Source organism: Vibrio sp. D173a (assembly GCF_030248475.1).
The window spans coordinates 12,755-29,826 of record NZ_JAHGAH010000262.1 but is presented as its reverse complement, the minus strand read 5'-3'; the positions used below and the strand labels follow the sequence as shown (position 1 = coordinate 29,826).

Here is a 17,072-nt window from a genome sequence, read left to right as displayed (position 1 = left end):
TCAAGAGACAGCTCCTTTGAGGGGCTTTTTATTGAATCCAGCCCAAGATTGATACAAGCTTAAGCCTATCTAAGTAATTCAATATTCACTTACTCCAATTTATGTACAGGTTTGGGCAGGGATGAAAACAGCAAGTCGAGTTCTACTTCTTATACTCATACTGGCGATCGCCGTTCCGGCCGTCTTTGTAGGCATGCTGACAACCTCGCATTCTCGCCAAACGTGGAATCTGTTTTCCGATTTAGTCGATTTGCCACTGCAAGCGGATAACGTTCAATACGAGTTTCCTTACCACCTCACCCTCAATGGCGTGGCAACCAAACAACAAAATCTACCCTACATTGAGCAAGTCGATCTCTGGCTGAACCCAGATGTTCGTCGCGATGGAAAATGGATTGTCGACAGTTTGCTGATTGATGGGTTGAGTCTACAGCAAGGTATGCCAACACTGCCGGCGCTGGGCAACGTTTACTTCCACCAAATCGCCTTGAAGAACATCGATTACGCCGATGATGCATTCAGTATTACGGGGGTAGGTGTACAAATCCAAGATCCAATATGGTCGAGCGACACTCAGCAAGTGCCATACGGTGAGATTCAGTTCTCTGCAGAACAATTGCATTGGAATGGCGAAGCCTTTGATAAGTTGCTCATCGACGTGGATTACAAAGCGCAAGACAGCACACTTTACGGCGCCTCATTTAACTGGCGTGGCAGCGAAGTATCGGGGCAAGGCGAACAATACCCACAAGGTTGGTCAATCATAAACATGACCGTCGATAAACTAAAAATCGACAACCTACAGCTACAATCTTTGCTTGCTAAGCCTTGGCAGGCCCTGCCGGTTCATATCAGCCATATCAACAGTCTCGATCTGTTAAATGCAGATATCGAATACGGAGATTGGCATTGGCAAAACCTAGAGCTATCGCTAGAAAACGCCTCTTTACCGTTGTCACTGTGGGGGACCACAGCGCAGCTTTCTCTGCAAGCTGATAGCGTCAGTTTTCAAGATCAAACTGCGATTGAACCTCGCTTAAATGCCACGCTCAAGCCAGGTTCGATTCAACTGAAAGAACTGAGTTTGGATTGGCAACAAGGTCGTGTGCGGGTATCTGGTGAGTTTGAGCCTGAGCATTGGAAAATCAACAACGCGACCATCAGTGGATTGAAATGGGCGATCCAACCAGATGACAAAATGAATTGGTGGCAAGAAGCCACGGAGAGGCTCCAGCAAGTAGATGTGAAGCAGTTAGAGATAGAACGCAGCCAAGTCATCCAGTTATCCAAACAACCTTACTGGCAGCTTTCTGGCTTGAATTTGGAAGGTGACAAACTCGAAGTAAAACACAACAACGGTCATTGGGGCATTTGGAGTGGTAAGCTTGATGCCAGCGTGGTAAACGCAAGTTACGACCAAGTCATCACATCACACGCGGCGATTGCGACACAAAGTGACGATGGACTCTGGCAATTAACGCGTTTGTTTGCTCCTTTAGAGCAAGGCTATATTGAAGGCTTAGGTCAAATCGACCTCAGTACCACCAGCCAACCTTGGGCGCTTAGCCTTAATGCGGATGGAATCCCTCTGCAGTTGCTTCATCCCTACTTACCAACAGCACTCGCGGTCAATGGCTTCTCTGATTTAAGCCTCGATTTAAAAGGCTTGGCGGGTGATCAAAATATGCTTGCTTACAGCTTGTCGGGAGAAGTGGAAGCTAACCTACGCGATACCACCCTGAAGTCACAAGCGGATGATTCTCTCAAGGCGGTCACCTTCAGCCCATTACGTTTACGTGCTCAGCGTGGTGAAGTAAAACTTCAACCAGTGACCATCTCAGGCAAGGCTATTTCGGGTAACTTGTCTGGTGAATTTGATATGGCAAACAACCCGCTTTCTGGCGTGATTTATCAACTCAAAGACAAGTGTGGCGTGATTAAAGGTGATGTTCTGAGTGGCGAAATCGAAACAAATGAGTGCCAACATAAGCTAGGACAGAAAGAACCAGTTGAGACAGAACAAAGCGCCCCCGAACCAAGCAAGGTTACACGCATTGCGGCAATCAACTTAGAACAGCATGAAGAAGAGATAAGTGAAGAAGTGATGGAGGAAGAAGAGCCAACCGCAACATCACATTCCGAAGAGCAGCTTATCTCTGTCCGAGAAGTCTCAGCGAACAACGAGATTAACGAAGAAGCGTCTCCAGAAGAACGTAATACACCAGAGACGAACCATTCAGTGACGGAACAAGGCGCATCAGCTAACCAAGATGCGCCACAAGAAACACCAGCCTCTTCACCACTAACAGCTAAGTAGTTAAGAGTAATTCGGCAGTAGCATGTAGGTACCGACAAAATCAACCGCTGGCACGTCTCCACTGTAAATCACCACATGGATAACAATACGCGCTTTACGTCCTGATGCGAGCCTGTCCAAATCACCACTAATGCCATCAAGCGAGGTACTCGCTACTGGGTTCTGCTCGACCGGATGACGATAACGAATTGAACTGTCTGCTAATACGATGTCACCGTGCAAACCACGCTCTTTCATCAACAGCCACGTCATGCCCCACCCAGTCAGTGTCGCCAGAGTAAAAGCAGAGCCCGCAAACATGGTATTGTGTGGATTCAAGTTTGGGTTAAGCTGCGCGCTACACTCAAACTGGTAACCTGTGTATTGGTTGATTTTGATCCCCATTTTATCCGCGATCGGGATCTGCGCTTCCCAACGCTGTTGCAACTCGGTACACCAATCAGGGCGACGTAGCACATCCGCCATTGGATCAAGCTGTTTAACCATTTGTTGGTGACGCACGGGACCACGTTCATCGGTAAGCTCACCGCGACGCTCAAAACCATTCTTCTCATAGAAGGCAATCGCGTCTTCACGGGCATTACACACCAGACGCTTCGCCCCTTCTTGCCGAGCTAACGACTCAAGCGCCACCAGCACTAATGAGCCCATGCCTTTGCTGCGACGGTTGTTCTTCACCGCCATATAGCGGATCTGGCCATCGTTATCTGGGGTAATGTACAACCGACCAATCGCCATCGGACGACCACGACTGTCGGTAATCATGCGGTGATGGCTCATGCCATCGTACTCATCACGCTCGGAACCTACAGGCATACGCCAAGGTTCGCGTAGCAACTGCCAACGAAATTGATAGTACTTGTTGAGCTGATTTTCTGTTTTTGGAGTTATGAGTTTGAACATATCAATCCTTTGAAAGTACAAATCAAATGAAAGCCTTAGGAGAAAATACCCAAGCAAATTCAATTTACTTGGGCTTAAAGCTTAGACCATGATGTTGTGGTTGCCAGATTAGACCTGTAGCCAAAAAGTCACTGGACCGTCATTAATTAATGACACTTTCATATCCGCCGCGAAGCGACCGCGTTGTGTTGGCAGTTCTTGCTCACACAAGTCCGAGAAGTAGTCATACAGACGTTCTGCATCCGCTGGATGCGCGCCGCGAGAAAAGCCTGCGCGAGTGCCCTTTTTGGTATCCGCTGGTAACGTAAATTGAGACACCACCAAAACCTGACCGTTCACTTGTTTGACGTTGAGGTTCATTTTGCCTTCATCGTCTTCAAACACACGATAAGTGGTTACGCGCTCCATCAAACGTTTTGCTTTTGCTTCATCATCGTCCTTCTCTACACCAAGTAGGACAAGTAGACCTTGGTCGATTTCACCGACAACTTCACCGTCTACACGAACGGCGGCTTCACTGACTCGTTGAATTAGCGCTATCACGACTCTCGCTTCCTTCATCTGTTAATTGTAATTCAGCGGTCGAGTGTATCATTTCTAAGTCGTCACTCCAGTGCTCTCTTTCACCCAGAGCGGCCGTGATTTCCGCACCAATGAGCACAATCAACCAGCACAAATACACCCACACAAACAGAATCGGAATCGCAGCAAGCGCGCCGTAAATCAATTGGTAAGAAGGGAATTGAGTAATGTAGAAAGCAAAGCCCTTCTTACTCAATTCAAACAACACCGCAGCGATGGCAGCACCAATAGCACCGTGAGACAGATAAACCTTCTTGTTTGGCACTAAGAAGTACAGCCCCATGAATGCGAAAAATGACAGCAGCAGAGGCAGCCAGCGCAAAAACAGGTTATAAGCGCCCGACAAGGTTTCGTTTTCAATCAGCTTAAGCGATGTTACGTAAGAGGTTGCGGCAATACTCGCGCCGACCAGAATCGGACCAAGGGTCAACACCATCCAGTACATAGAAAATGAGAATACTGGGCGACGTTTGTCTTTTACTCGCCAAATGTAGTTTAAGTTTTTGTCGATATTGGAAATCAGCATCAAGGCAGCAACAAACAAGAACGCACCACCCACGGCGGTCATCTTGCCTGTGTTCGATACAAACTCTTGCAATGCGGTTCTTACCGCATCACCAGAAGCGGGGACGAAGTTATCAATGATATACACTTGTAAGGTTTCGCCCACATTCTCAAATACCGGAAACTTCGACAATATCGACAGCAATACCGTCAACATCGGCACAATAGACAACAAAGTGATGTAAGCTAAATAGCCTGCGTTAACATTGACGCGATCGTGCGTCATGCGCTTGAGCAAATATTGGAAAAACGCGACGCTCCCCGGCACGAGCTTGCTCAATCTCACCTTGTAACTCTCTGATAACTGGTTCATAGTTCATCCCATAAATTAGCGTCGAGGACATAAGAATGCCTTATTTATTAGCAATTGTACTATCAATTTTCACTTTGACAGGATGTCAATCCGCATATTATTCAGCAATGGAGCAAGTGGGATACCACAAACGCGACATTATGGTTGACCGCGTGGAAGACGCCAAAGAGTCTCAACAAGATGCACAAGAAGAATTTACCAGTGCGCTAGAAGCCCTCTCGGCACTGACCAACTTTGATGGTGGTGAGCTAGAAAGCGTCTACAACAACATTAACGATAAATACGAAGACAGCGAAAAAGCGGCGCAAGATGTGCGCGACCGTATTGCTGCAATTGAAGATGTGTCGGATGCACTATTTGAAGAGTGGCAAGGTGAGCTAGACCTGTATACTAGCGCCAAACTGCGTCGCTCTAGCGAACAAAAGCTGCGTGAAACCAAAGCCTCTTACAAGAGTATGCTAAGCGCGATGAAGCGTGCAGAAGACAAGATGACGCCAGTGTTGAATACGCTGCGTGACAACACGCTTTACCTCAAGCATAACTTGAACGCGAGCGCGATCGGCTCACTGAAAGGCGAGTTCTCTAGCCTGGAGAAAGACATTCAATACGCAATTAAGCAAATGAATGCCGCGATTGCTGAATCAGACAAGTTCTTGCAACAGCTGAATCAAAAGTAATTCGATAAAGCCTCCTCCTCGTGGGGAGGTTTTGCTATCTGGCGACCAAACTCAGTTCTTCACTAAGTGAGCTGAATACCTACCGACCTCTATTCACCTTTCTCACCATCTACCCCGACCACTAAGCCCATCACTTGGCGAACAAACGCAACACGCTTTTCGACACTACCCCATGGGACATCGATCACCTCATAGCCCAGCTCAGCATAGGTATCGACTAAGGTTTGATGGATTTGCAGGGCCTCTTCAAAACTGTGTGGACGCACATCATCTTGAACATAAATAGAGGCTTCAGGTCGACAAGTGAGCACCTTGCTCTGGTACCCAGCACTCTCGGTCAAGAAGGTTTGCTCAACAGGGCAGCCGCCCACTTTTAGGTATGCCACGATGTCTGGGATAGCACGGTCAACGAAGGCGACCTCATGACTCAGTGCGTCTTGCTTTTGCTTACCCATCAACTCAAGGCATAAGTTAGCGAACTCAGGTAGGTTGGTCCAAGGCAAGACACCGTTATCCAGCTGGCTTTGCTGTTCAATCAAGGCGCGAGAGCCCTCAGCAAAGGTGGCATAGCCCAACCCACCTAACGCATTCAGTAAAGTGGTTTTACCCGCCCCAGGACCACCCGTAATCACGATTGGATGCATAGCCTTATTCCTTTAGATACAAAAAGCCCCGAACATGACTCGGGGCTTGTTCTTAATCGAATCCGTTACAGCAGATTATTTTGCTGAACGTGAAGCACGTTTACGATCGCTTTCCGTTAGGAATTTCTTACGGATACGGATGCTTTCAGGTGTTACTTCTACTAGTTCATCATCATCGATGAACTCTAGTGCTTGCTCAAGAGTCATCTTGATTGGCGGAGTAAGAACCTGTGCGTCATCTGTACCAGATGCACGAACGTTAGTTAGCTGCTTACCTTTCAGTGCGTTTACTGTTAGGTCGTTATCGCGGCTGTGAATACCGATAACCATGCCCTCGTAAACTTCAACACCGTGACCGATGAATAGACGACCACGTTCTTGAAGGTTGAATAGTGCGTTAGTTAGCGCTTTACCCATTGCGTTAGCAATTAGTACACCGTTAACACGTTGACCGATGTTACCGCCTTTGTGTGGGCCGTAGTGGTCAAATGTATGGTATAGAAGACCAGAACCTGAAGTCAGTGTCATGAACTCAGTTTGGAAACCGATCAGACCACGTGATGGCATTTCGAAGTCCATACGTACACGGCCTTTACCATCTGGAGACATGTCTTTCAGCTCACCTTTACGTAGGCCGATGTTCTCCATGATGCCGCCTTGGTGCTCTTCCATAACGTCGATCGTTACAGTCTCGAACGGTTCCATTAGCTGACCATCTTCTTCTTTGATGATTACTTCTGGACGAGATACAGCAAGCTCAAAGCCTTCACGACGCATGTTTTCGATCAGGATAGATAGGTGAAGTTCACCACGGCCTGATACGCGGAATTTGTCTGGATCGTCTGTTTGCTCAACACGTAGTGCAACGTTGTGTACCAGTTCCTTCTCTAGACGCTCAAGGATGTTACGTGAAGTTACGAACTTACCTTCTTTACCAGCGAATGGAGACGTGTTTACTTGGAACGTCATCGTTACTGTTGGCTCATCAACAGATAGCGGTGGTAGTGCTTCAACTTGGTTTTGTGCACAGATAGTGTCAGAGATTTTTAGCTCGCCAAGACCAGTGATTGCAATGATATCACCCGCATTCGCTTGCTCAACTTCGTGACGCTCTAGGCCTAGGTAGCCCATTACTGTACCTACTTTACCGTTGCGAGTCTTACCGTCAGCACCGATAACCGTTACTTGTTGGTTTGGCTTAACGCTACCACGAGTTACACGAGCAACACCGATAACACCAACGTAAGAGCTGTAATCTAGCTGAGAAACTTGCATCTGTAGAGGACCGTCTAGGTCAACTTGAGGTGCAGTTACTTCTTCAACGATAGTTTGGAACAGTGGTTCCATGTTCTCGCCAGTTTCGCCTTCTTCTAGCGCAGCCCAACCGTTAAGTGCTGACGCGTAAACAACTTTAAAGTCTAGCTGTTCGTCAGTTGCACCTAGGTTGTCGAATAGGTCGAATACTTGATCCATAACCCAATCAGGACGTGCACCAGGGCGGTCAATCTTGTTGATTACAACGATTGGCTTAAGGCCGTGAGCAAATGCTTTTTGCGTTACGAAACGCGTTTGTGGCATTGGGCCATCAACTGCGTCAACGATAAGTAGTACTGAATCTACCATCGACATGATACGTTCTACTTCACCACCGAAGTCCGCGTGTCCCGGAGTATCTACGATGTTGATGCGGTAGTCATTCCAGTTAATTGCTGTGTTTTTAGCAAGAATGGTGATGCCACGCTCTTTCTCAATGTCGTTCGAGTCCATGACTCGCTCTTCAGCTTCACCGCGAGACTCTAGCGTGCCTGATTGTTGTAGCAGCTTGTCAACCAACGTTGTTTTACCGTGGTCAACGTGCGCGATAATCGCGATATTTCTTAATTTATCAATCTGTGGAGTAGCCATGGATATTGATTCACTTAGATAGATGAAATGCCCCCATGCCGAGAACGGGTGCTCTCTGGCGACATTTGCTGATTAAAAAAACGGCCATAATGTACCAGATTTTAGCAAAAAGCCTAGAAATATGTGATCTACTCCTTAGCTTTTATAGCAAATTTACGCTTAGCGCCCACTTTCTCTCGCCCAGCGAATTGATTCAACGCAATTTTATTCCAATCGTCGCTTATCAGAAATTGACTCTTGCTCAAAAACTGGGCTAGATAAGCAACATGGTTGTCACATTGTGGTGCAATAATAAAAATATGCACCATTACAGTGCATACAAAGATCATTTTGGTGCAATCGTTTGCACCAAACTCGTATCTGAAAACGTAATTCCTTGAAATTAGTGGAATAATTTTTTTGGCACGGTTTTGGCTTTAGAGAGAACAGCATCGATTAATAAAATGTCAAATAAATTAATCAATGCTGGATTTAATCAATTTTTCATTAATCGAGCTTTTACCGCTTTATTAACACTGGAGGTTATCCAAGATGTCAGTAGAAAACGTTTTATCACTGATCCAAGAAAACGAAGTTAAGTTTGTTGACCTACGCTTCACTGATACAAAAGGTAAAGAGCAACACATCTCTATCCCTGCTCACCAAATCGACGCAGACTTCTTCGAAGAAGGTAAAATGTTCGATGGTTCATCAGTTGCTGGCTGGAAAGGCATTAACGAATCAGACATGGTTATGATGCCAGACGCATCTTCTGCAGTGCTTGACCCATTCACTGAAGATGCAACGCTAAACATCCGTTGTGACATCCTCGAGCCTGCAACAATGCAAGGCTACGACCGCGACCCTCGCTCTATCGCTAAGCGTGCTGAAGACTTCATGCGTTCTACTGGTATTGCAGATACTGTTCTTATCGGTCCTGAGCCAGAGTTCTTCCTATTTGACGACGTTAAGTTTGCGACTGACATGTCTGGTTCTTTCTTTAAGATTGACGACGTAGAAGCAGCGTGGAACACAGGCTCTGATTACGAAGAAGGTAACAAAGGTCACCGTCCAGGCGTTAAAGGTGGTTACTTCCCAGTAGCTCCAGTAGATTCATCTCAAGACATCCGTTCTGCTATGTGTCTAGTAATGGAAGAAATGGGCCTAGTTGTTGAAGCGCACCACCACGAAGTAGCAACTGCGGGTCAAAACGAAATCGCAACTCGCTTCAACACGCTAACAACGAAAGCTGACGAAATCCAAATCTACAAATACGTTGTACATAACGTTGCTCACGCGTTTGGTAAGACAGCGACATTTATGCCTAAGCCACTAGTTGGTGACAACGGTAGTGGTATGCACGTTCACCAATCTCTAGCAAAAGACGGTGTAAACCTATTCGCTGGTGACAAGTACGGCGGCCTATCTGAAACTGCACTTTACTACATCGGCGGTATCATCAAGCACGCTCGCGCAATCAACGCATTTGCTAACCCATCAACTAACTCGTACAAGCGTCTTGTACCAGGCTTCGAAGCGCCAGTTATGCTAGCTTACTCAGCACGTAACCGTTCTGCTTCTATCCGTATCCCAGTGGTACCAAGCCCTAAAGCGCGTCGTATCGAAGTTCGTTTTGGTGACCCAGCGGCTAACCCATACCTAGCGTTCGCAGCAATGCTAATGGCTGGTCTTGACGGTATTAAGAACAAGATCCACCCAGGCGAAGCGATGGATAAAGACCTTTACGACCTACCAGCTGAAGAAGCAGCAGAAATCCCAACTGTTGCATACTCACTGAAAGATGCTCTAGAAGAACTAGATGCTGACCGTGAGTTCCTAACAGCAGGCGGCGTATTCTCTGATGACTTCATCGATTCTTACATCGGTCTTAAGTCTCAAGATGTAGAGAAAGTAAACATGACAACTCACCCACTTGAGTTCGAACTTTACTACTCTGTATAAGGTCTCAACTGTGTAAAATGTAAACACAGAAACAAAATATTAGGCTCGCCTCGCAGGCGGGCCTTTTTTGTATTCGCTTGCCCTATATGGGCGTTTAACATGGAGGGATAACTAAAATACGCTCAAACTCTTTTACTTGATAAGTCAAAGAGCTAAGCAATCCAAACGTGAAATCATCTATCAAAAGAAGGTGAGCAATGAAAGTTCAGCTTTTACCATCGCTATGCGCCTTAAGTGGCTTACTGATCGCCGCAACAGCCTCTGCTCAAGTCGCTTACACTTGGGTCGATAAAGACGGCGTTGTGCATTTTAGCGATACTCCAAACCAAGGCGCAGAAGCCATTTCGCTACCTAATCTAGAATCCAGTGCGCCAGCACCAAAAGTAGAAAGTACGGAGTCTCTGGCACCACAAGCAAAAACGACATCAGAGCCCACAACAGATGAGCAAACAAAGGCAGAAAAGCCACTGCCTCTTTCCCTTTCTATGCTCACGCCACAGCATGATGAAACCATTCGCAGCAACCCTGGCGCTATCAACATCCAACTCGAAGCCAACCGTAAATTGGGGATTGGCGAGCAGTTGCAACTCTTCCTTGATGGTAAGCCATATGGGGCGCCACAAAGCCGTTTAACTTGGCAATTGAAGAACATCGATCGTGGTACACACACCCTCGCGGTACAAGCCAAAAGAAGCGGCAAGCTTATTGCATCTACTAGCCCTATAACGGTGCATTTACATAGAGCGAGTATCAAGCCGACCATTAAAGGGGCAAAGTAGAATATTAAGTGAAAAAAACCGCACTCTGATGGCGCTTTTCACTTTTTCTTCTTAGGTTTATTCGCCATACTTACGTTCTATTGCACCAATATAGTGCAGCGCACAAATACAACGCAAACAAGGACGTAATGTGGATACCAGTCTCTCCAGTGCCATTCTCAACAACATGGTGACAGCAACGCTGATTCTCGATGATGGATTAGCCGTTCGCTACGCCAACCCTGCGGCTGAGTTATTGTTCTCACAAAGCGCCAAGCGTATTGTCGAGCAGTCGTTGTCTCAGCTGATTCAGCATGCGTCATTGGATCTTGCGCTGCTCACTCAGCCATTGCAGAGCGGACAAAGTATCACTGACAGTGACGTGACCTTTGTGGTTGATGGCCGCCCTTTGATGCTGGAAGTGACTGTCAGCCCGATCACATGGCAGAAGCAGTTAATGCTGCTGGTTGAGATGCGCAAAATTGATCAGCAACGCCGACTCACTCAAGAGCTTAACCAACATGCCCAACAACAGGCGGCGAAGCTTTTAGTGCGTGGTTTGGCGCATGAAATTAAAAACCCACTTGGCGGTTTACGCGGCGCAGCACAGTTACTGGAGAAAATGCTGCCCGATCCTTCTTTGACGGAATACACCCACATCATTATTGAACAAGCCGACCGCTTGAGGGCACTCGTCGATCGCTTGCTAGGGCCTCAAAAACCGGGCAAAAAGACACAAGAGAACCTACACCAAGTGCTTGAAAAGGTGCGTCAATTGGTGGAATTAGAATCTCAGCATTCGGTTGTGATTGAGCGTGATTACGACCCGAGCTTGCCGGAGATCTTGATGGACGCTGACCAAATCGAGCAGGCGATGCTCAACATTGTTAGCAATGCGGCGCAAATCCTCTCTCACCAAGAGCATGGCAAAATCACCATACGCACCAGAACGGTGCATCAAGCCAATATTCATGGTCAGCGTTGCAAACTCGCGGCTCGCGTCGAGATCACCGATAACGGTCCAGGCATTCCACCCGAGTTACAAGACACGCTTTTCTACCCGATGGTCAGTGGCCGTGAGGGCGGAACGGGACTTGGCTTGTCTATTTCACAAAATTTGATCGACCAGCACAACGGCAAGATTGATGTCGAGAGCTGGCCAGGTCACACCACTTTTACAATTTATTTGCCAATCTGACTTGATTAAATGGCTTTTCGATTAGTCAGTTTTAGGCTTTTGCTGCAAGGATTTATTACATGAGTAAAGGATATGTTTGGGTCGTCGATGACGACAGTTCGATTCGCTGGGTAATGGAGAAAACCCTCTCCTCTACCAACATCAAATGCGAAACCTATGCGGATGGTGAAAGCGTGTTAATGGCGCTAGAGCGCGAAGTACCAGACGTTTTGGTTTCAGACATTCGCATGCCGGGTATCGATGGCTTAGAGCTACTCAAACAAGTTCAACGTGATTACCCAGACCTACCCGTGATCATCATGACAGCACATTCCGATTTGGATGCGGCGGTGAACGCTTACCAAAAAGGTGCTTTTGAATATTTGCCTAAGCCGTTTGATATTGATGAAACACTAACGCTGGTAGAGCGTGCGATAGCCCATAGCCAAGAGAATAAGCGTGAGCAACTTCTGCCGGACGACATCCCAACCGATACGCCTGAAATCATTGGTGAAGCACCAGCGATGCAAGAAGTGTTTCGCGCCATCGGTCGCTTATCGCGTTCTTCTATTTCCGTTCTAATCAACGGTGAGTCTGGTACCGGTAAAGAGCTAGTTGCTCATGCCTTACACCGCCACAGCCCGCGCGCCAACAAACCTTTTATTGCCCTCAATATGGCTGCAATCCCGAAAGACTTGATTGAATCGGAACTGTTTGGTCATGAGAAGGGGGCGTTTACTGGTGCGAATAGCGTCCGTCAAGGTCGTTTTGAGCAGGCCAATGGTGGCACCCTGTTTTTGGACGAAATCGGTGACATGCCGCTAGACATCCAAACTCGTTTGCTACGTGTTTTGGCGGACGGTCAGTTCTACCGCGTCGGCGGCCACTCTCCAATTCGTGTCGACGTACGTATTGTTGCAGCCACCCACCAAAACCTTGAAAAATTGGTTCACGAAGGCGATTTCCGTGAGGATTTATTCCACCGCTTGAATGTCATTCGTGTTCAGATCCCTGCACTAAGAGAGCGTAAGCAAGACATAGAGAAGCTGACACAACACTTCCTCGTTCGAGCGGCGGATGAACTCGGTGTTGAAACCAAAACCCTGCACCCCTCTTCGGTGGAGATTTTGAACCGCCTTGACTGGCCAGGTAACGTGCGTCAATTGGAAAACATCTGTCGTTGGCTGACCGTTATGGCAAGCGGCAGTGAAGTCTTGCCAAGTGATTTACCCGCAGAGTTGCTGGAAGAGAAGAAAATCGCCACGGAAGCCACCAGCGGCAGCTGGCAAGATCAATTAGCAGATTGGGCTCGCCAAGCGTTAGAAGCTGGAGATAAAGAGCTGCTTTCCTACGCATTACCTGAGTTTGAACGCATTTTATTGGAAGCTGCGTTAGAACACACTAAAGGTCACAAGCAAGATGCCGCTAAAGTACTAGGATGGGGACGCAATACCCTAACCCGAAAATTGAAAGAATTGTACTGATCTCGAACGGATACGAGTTTGGCTAATGGTTATCAAGCGCACAATTTTTTCCCTCGCTTGATAACCTAAGTGTCAGTAAAATTATGGTACGACACCTCTTATGTGACTAGGCAATGTCAAACGCGACGACTCAAATTACACTACGTACTGCTGTTCTCATCCCTTTCGTGATGATTTTTCTGCTGGCTATCGGTGTGATTGTCTACGTCCAAAAACAGAGCTATGAGGAAGTTGTCACCGACATCAGTGATAAGCAACTTTCAGTATTGACCGAAAGTGTTCACGACCACCTCAATGACTACCTGCGTAAACCTTTCACCGCAGTCAATGCGCTGGGGCACAACGTTAGCTACCACAACTTATATCATCCTAACGACACCAAAGATATCCAAGCTTATTTGTTGAGTGCATTTAAAGATTTGTACCACTCAATACCGCAACTGGATGTGATTGCATTTGGATCTGAATCCGGTGACTTTACCGGCTTCCGACGCGAAGCGGGTGACAGCTACACGCTGATGGTTCAAGACCATCGTACTGATGGTAATTTAGTTATTTACGGCAGTGAGGACGTCAGTGATGATATTCGTACTGTGATTGCTCCGTACGACCCTCGTACCCGCCCTTGGTATAAGCCCGTCGCTCAAGACCACAGAGCCCGTTGGTCAACGATTTACGCCAATGCCGATGAGCGCCAAGACATCACCCTTTCGGCCATGACTCCCATTTACGAGCTGGGTGAGTTTGCAGGAGTCCTCGTTACCGACATTCGCATCAACACCTTTAACTTGTTCTTACAAGATCTCAAGCGAGATACCAGCGCATCCGTTTACATCATGGATCAGGAACACCGCTTAGTGGCGCATTCAGGGCAAAGCAGTGTGATTTCTTGGGGAACGAAGTTCTCAGAAAAGGGACAGCGTTTACTGGCTTCGGAAAGTGCAGATCCTATCATCCAAATGAGTGCGTCTCGCCTAATGGGCCAAGACCTCAGCCACAGCGACAAACCTTACACATTCGAGTTCGACTTCAACGGTCAACGCACATTTAGCCGTATCACGCCATATCATGACGCCAATGGCTTAACTTGGTTTATTGGCACTTCGGTTTCTGAAACCGATCTACTCGGCAACCTGCCCAATAGCCAACAGAAAAGTTGGATGGTCGGTGCCTTGGTGAGCTTATTTGGTATTGGGATTAGCCTACTGATATTCAATCGCGTTACTCGCCCTATCAATGCCACGGCAACAGCGGCGCAGCACTTAGCCAAAGGGGATTGGGATAGCACCATGCCTAAGCCGGGCTACGTGTACGAAACTACCGTCCTGGTACAAGCCTTTAATGAAATGAAGGGAAATCTAAAAGCCTCATTTAAAGCGCTACGTGAACAGCTTGAATTTGATTCTCTTACGCGCTTATACAGTCGCCAAGGTTTGATAGAAGTGAGCGAAACGTTGACTCATTCAGGCCAAGGTAGTTTGTATCTTATTGGGATCAACAAATTTAGGGATATCAACGACAGTATCGGCCATCACAATGGCGATCAGTTGCTGATTCATATTGCCGAGCGACTCAAACAGCAGCTGCAAGATGAGGAGATACGCTCGACAGAGCGACGCCTACAGCAGTTGCTCGCAGCTCCGTTTATGCTCGACGGAGAAACCGTGGTGATAAAGATCTCTATCGGCGTCGTGCGTACGCAAGCTTCGCAAAGCATGCCGCTCTGGTTACGTAACGCAAGTATTGCTCTGAGCTCTGCCAAGCAAGACTCGCGCATCAGCGTGTGTCACTACAGTCCAGAGATGGCGAGTGCATCTAAGTTCCGGACACAAATGCTAGCGAAGATTCAAACGGGCATCGACAATCATGAATTCGTCCCTTTCTACCAACCAATTATTGACCTTGAGAGCGGCAATATTTGTGGTGCAGAAGCGCTCGCACGCTGGCACAGTGAATCAGGCATGATTTCACCACTCGACTTCATCCCTATCGCAGAAGAAAGCGGCATGATCAAAACCATTGGTCAACAAATCCTTTTCCAAGCTTGTAGTGACACTCGTAAAGCCATCGATAATAAGCAATGGCCTGAAGACTTCCAGCTACACGTCAATGTGTCCGTTCATCAGTTATCGAGCCCTAACTTCGTCGAATCTGTAGCGAAAATACTGCTTAAAACAGGTCTATCGGCAACTAACGTAACATTAGAGATCACCGAGTCGCGTATCATTGATAGCGCACCAAGCACGCTAGATAACTTAATCAAGCTCAGAGATATGGGGCTGGGTATTGGGATTGACGATTTCGGTACGGGTTACTCGTCACTCGCCTACTTGCATGCTCTGCCATTCACCTGCTTGAAGATAGATCGCACCTTCATTAACCGTCTGACCAAAGAGAATCTCGACAGCTCAGTGGTAACGGCGATCATCAATATCACGAAAGGTATGAAAGCGAATGTGGTCGCGGAAGGAGTAGAAACCGCAGAACAAGCACAACTGCTCCGTTCACTTGGCTGTGACCAAGTTCAAGGCTTCTACTATAGCCGCCCGATGGCGATGGAAGAATGGCCAACACATTTGGTTAACATGAAGTAGAAAACAGCTGAAATCGTTGATTTCCTAGTCATCGTCTACTGACAATCTACCTAACTGTTATTTATACTTAACTGCAAATCTTCCCCATGTATTGTCATTGATAATGTTTGGGCTGAGTTCCTGTTCACAACAAACAACCCGGATCGACATAATGATAACTAAGAATCTTCCCCTAACTGATTTGCACCGTCACCTTGACGGCAACATTCGCACTAAGACTATTCTTGAGCTTGGCCAGCAATTTGGTATTGCTCTACCAGCTTACGATATCGAGTCGCTAACACCACACGTTCAAATTGTTGAAGCTGAGCCATCTCTTGTTGCTTTCCTTTCTAAGCTTGATTGGGGCGTGGCAGTGTTGGGCGATCTAGAAGCATGTCGCCGCGTAGCTTACGAAAACGTAGAAGACGCACTTAACGCACAAATCGACTATGCTGAACTTCGCTTCTCACCTTACTACATGGCAATGAAACACAAATTACCTGTAGCAGGTGTGGTAGAAGCTGTGGTTGATGGCGTACAAGCGGGTATGCGTGATTTCGGCATCAAGGCAAACCTAATCGGTATCATGAGCCGTACTTTCGGTACTGACGCTTGTCAGCAAGAGCTGGATGCGATTCTTAGTCAGAAGGACCATATGGTTGCCGTTGACCTAGCTGGTGATGAACTTGGTCAACCGGGTGATCGTTTTGTGTCTCACTTCAAACAAGTTCGCGACGCAGGCCTGAACGTGACCGTACACGCTGGTGAAGCGGCGGGTGCAGAGAGCATGTGGCAAGCAATTCAAGAGCTTGGTGCAACACGTATCGGCCACGGTGTGAAAGCAATCCACGATCCTAAACTGATGGACTACCTTGCAGAAAACCGCATTGGTATTGAATCGTGCCTAACGTCAAACTTCCAAACCAGTACAGTTGAATCACTAGCTAACCACCCTCTTAAGCAATTCCTTGAGCACGGTGTACTTGCATGTCTGAACACGGACGATCCAGCGGTGGAAGGTATTGAACTGCCATACGAATACGAAGTGGCGGCACCAGCAGCAGGCCTGACTCAAGAGCAAATTCGCCAAGCGCAAATCAACGGTCTAGACATCGCTTTCCTATCAGATGCAGAGAAAACTGAACTGAAAGAAAAAGTGAAAGATCGCGTATAATTGCCGCGAAAGATATAAAAAATGCCAGCATCTGCTGGCATTTTTTGTATCCGAAAT

General features: G+C 47.2%; 13 protein-coding genes. 8 read left to right on the top strand and 5 right to left on the bottom strand.

Annotation, left to right across the window (positions count from 1 at the left end; genetic code table 11):
* The first annotated feature begins 121 nt into the window (after window positions 1–121).
* Window positions 122–2,317: an AsmA family protein gene (locus KIV40_RS23375; protein ID WP_285351576.1), complete on the top strand. Its 2,196-nt coding sequence runs from the start codon at window positions 122–124 to the stop codon at window positions 2,315–2,317.
* Here the strand turns inward: KIV40_RS23375 and KIV40_RS23370 are convergent, their stop codons facing one another.
* The 3 genes from KIV40_RS23370 to KIV40_RS23360 form a co-directional block, all read right to left on the bottom strand.
* On the bottom strand, window positions 2,318–3,220 hold the full coding sequence (locus KIV40_RS23370; RefSeq protein ID WP_005529074.1) for a bifunctional GNAT family N-acetyltransferase/hotdog fold thioesterase: 903 nt from the start codon (window positions 3,218–3,220) through the stop codon (window positions 2,318–2,320).
* A gap of 108 nt (window positions 3,221–3,328) precedes the next feature.
* Window positions 3,329–3,763 (bottom strand): D-aminoacyl-tRNA deacylase, encoded by a 435-nt coding sequence (gene dtd, locus KIV40_RS23365; protein ID WP_010650498.1) that lies wholly within the window; start codon window positions 3,761–3,763, stop codon window positions 3,329–3,331.
* Window positions 3,735–4,679: a virulence factor BrkB family protein gene (locus tag KIV40_RS23360; RefSeq protein ID WP_255898669.1), complete on the bottom strand. Its 945-nt coding sequence runs from the start codon at window positions 4,677–4,679 to the stop codon at window positions 3,735–3,737. Before KIV40_RS23360 ends, dtd begins: the two co-directional genes overlap by 29 nt.
* A gap of 35 nt (window positions 4,680–4,714) precedes the next feature.
* Here KIV40_RS23360 and KIV40_RS23355 point away from each other — a divergent pair, with 35 nt between their 5' ends.
* Window positions 4,715–5,356 (top strand): DUF2959 domain-containing protein, encoded by a 642-nt coding sequence (locus tag KIV40_RS23355; protein WP_005529068.1) that lies wholly within the window; start codon window positions 4,715–4,717, stop codon window positions 5,354–5,356.
* Window positions 5,357–5,445: 89 nt separating this feature from the next.
* On the opposite strand, the gene KIV40_RS23350 is transcribed toward KIV40_RS23355, so the two are convergent.
* The gene (locus tag KIV40_RS23350; RefSeq protein ID WP_285351574.1) at window positions 5,446–6,000 is read right to left on the bottom strand and encodes an AAA family ATPase; all 555 of its coding nucleotides are present in this window, start codon (window positions 5,998–6,000) and stop codon (window positions 5,446–5,448) included.
* 75 nt (window positions 6,001–6,075) lie between these two features.
* Window positions 6,076–7,905: a translational GTPase TypA gene (gene typA / locus KIV40_RS23345; protein ID WP_005430066.1), complete on the bottom strand. Its 1,830-nt coding sequence runs from the start codon at window positions 7,903–7,905 to the stop codon at window positions 6,076–6,078.
* Between the two features lie 531 nt (window positions 7,906–8,436).
* On the opposite strand from typA, the gene glnA reads away from it, so the two are divergent.
* The 6 genes from glnA (at window position 8,437) to add (ending at window position 17,015) form a co-directional block, all read left to right on the top strand.
* Complete coding sequence (glnA, locus tag KIV40_RS23340; RefSeq protein ID WP_005529054.1) at window positions 8,437–9,846, top strand: glutamate--ammonia ligase; 1,410 nt, start codon at window positions 8,437–8,439, stop codon at window positions 9,844–9,846.
* Between the two features lie 197 nt (window positions 9,847–10,043).
* The gene (locus KIV40_RS23335) at window positions 10,044–10,625 is read left to right on the top strand and encodes a DUF4124 domain-containing protein (RefSeq protein WP_285351573.1); all 582 of its coding nucleotides are present in this window, start codon (window positions 10,044–10,046) and stop codon (window positions 10,623–10,625) included.
* A 106-nt stretch (window positions 10,626–10,731) separates the two neighbouring features.
* Window positions 10,732–11,802: a nitrogen regulation protein NR(II) gene (glnL, locus tag KIV40_RS23330; protein ID WP_032803151.1), complete on the top strand. Its 1,071-nt coding sequence runs from the start codon at window positions 10,732–10,734 to the stop codon at window positions 11,800–11,802.
* A 59-nt stretch (window positions 11,803–11,861) separates the two neighbouring features.
* Complete coding sequence (glnG, locus tag KIV40_RS23325) at window positions 11,862–13,265, top strand: nitrogen regulation protein NR(I) (RefSeq protein ID WP_005529046.1); 1,404 nt, start codon at window positions 11,862–11,864, stop codon at window positions 13,263–13,265.
* A 113-nt stretch (window positions 13,266–13,378) separates the two neighbouring features.
* Window positions 13,379–15,859: an EAL domain-containing protein gene (locus KIV40_RS23320; RefSeq protein WP_285351572.1), complete on the top strand. Its 2,481-nt coding sequence runs from the start codon at window positions 13,379–13,381 to the stop codon at window positions 15,857–15,859.
* Between the two features lie 151 nt (window positions 15,860–16,010).
* A complete protein-coding gene (gene add / locus KIV40_RS23315) occupies window positions 16,011–17,015 on the top strand; it encodes an adenosine deaminase (RefSeq protein WP_285351571.1) in 1,005 nt (334 codons plus the stop codon).
* Window positions 17,016–17,072 lie beyond the last annotated feature (57 nt).

Excerpts from the sequence above, each read along its gene's own strand:
- KIV40_RS23375 (WP_285351576.1), top strand. The coding sequence starts at position 122 with ATGAAAACAGCAAGTCGAGTTCTACTTCTTATACTCATACTGGCGATC.
- KIV40_RS23370 (WP_005529074.1), bottom strand. The coding sequence starts at position 3,220 with ATGTTCAAACTCATAACTCCAAAAACAGAAAATCAGCTCAACAAGTAC.
- KIV40_RS23360 (WP_255898669.1), bottom strand. The coding sequence starts at position 4,679 with ATGAACCAGTTATCAGAGAGTTACAAGGTGAGATTGAGCAAGCTCGTG.
- KIV40_RS23355 (WP_005529068.1), top strand. The coding sequence starts at position 4,715 with ATGCCTTATTTATTAGCAATTGTACTATCAATTTTCACTTTGACAGGA.
- KIV40_RS23350 (WP_285351574.1), bottom strand. The coding sequence starts at position 6,000 with ATGCATCCAATCGTGATTACGGGTGGTCCTGGGGCGGGTAAAACCACT.
- typA (WP_005430066.1), bottom strand. The coding sequence starts at position 7,905 with ATGGCTACTCCACAGATTGATAAATTAAGAAATATCGCGATTATCGCG.
- glnA (WP_005529054.1), top strand. The coding sequence starts at position 8,437 with ATGTCAGTAGAAAACGTTTTATCACTGATCCAAGAAAACGAAGTTAAG.
- KIV40_RS23335 (WP_285351573.1), top strand. The coding sequence starts at position 10,044 with ATGAAAGTTCAGCTTTTACCATCGCTATGCGCCTTAAGTGGCTTACTG.
- glnG (WP_005529046.1), top strand. The coding sequence starts at position 11,862 with ATGAGTAAAGGATATGTTTGGGTCGTCGATGACGACAGTTCGATTCGC.
- KIV40_RS23320 (WP_285351572.1), top strand. The coding sequence starts at position 13,379 with ATGTCAAACGCGACGACTCAAATTACACTACGTACTGCTGTTCTCATC.
- add (WP_285351571.1), top strand. The coding sequence starts at position 16,011 with ATGATAACTAAGAATCTTCCCCTAACTGATTTGCACCGTCACCTTGAC.